The sequence below is a fragment of the Planosporangium flavigriseum genome (assembly GCF_011947225.1).
Taxonomy (GTDB): Bacteria; Actinomycetota; Actinomycetes; order Mycobacteriales; family Micromonosporaceae; genus Planosporangium; species Planosporangium flavigriseum.
The window spans coordinates 1-611 of record NZ_JAATVW010000070.1 but is presented as its reverse complement, the minus strand read 5'-3'; the positions used below and the strand labels follow the sequence as shown (position 1 = coordinate 611).

Below are 611 nucleotides of genomic sequence, written 5' to 3'. Positions count from 1 at the left end.
GCGGGCGGCGATGGCCGAGTAGTAGGCCTCGCGGCGGCGGGCCACGCAGCCGCCGGGACGGTCGGCGTCGGGGACGAGGTCGGGGTCGAGGTTGGCGTTGAGTCCGTCGCGCAGCAGTACGAGGGCTTCGGCGCGCAGCTGGGAGACGCGGGACTCGGTGACGCCGAGCTCGGCGGCGATCTCGGTCATGGGGCGCTCGTCGAAGAAGTACCCCTGGACAACCAGGCGCAGCCGCTCGGGCAGCGCCTCGATGGCGTGGTGGAGGTAGCCGATGCGCTCACGGTGCAGGATGAGGTCTTCGGGGCCGGCGTCACGCTCGGGGACCATGTCCTCGGCGGTGCCGGCGGCGAAGCCCTGCAGGCTCAAGACGACGGCGCGCTGGACGTCGTCGTCGGTGGCTTGGATTTCGCCGACGCCGACGCCGAGGGATTCGGCGAGTTCGGCGGTGGTGGGGGTGCGTCCAAGGGTGGCGGTGAGTTCCTGGGCGGCGGTGTCGATGCGGCGGGCGCGGGAGCGTACCGAGCGGCTGGCCCAGTCCAGGCCGCGTAGTTCGTCGAGCAGGGCGCCGCGGATGCGGGCGGTGGCGAAGCTGCCGAACGGGGTGCCGCGTT

1 protein-coding gene is annotated in these 611 nt (G+C 73.0%); it reads right to left on the bottom strand.

All coding sequences use genetic code 11. From position 1 onward, the window contains the following. Positions 1-611 (bottom strand): sigma-70 family RNA polymerase sigma factor (locus tag HC028_RS26855; protein WP_168080232.1); only part of this gene is annotated, 611 nt, incomplete at both ends.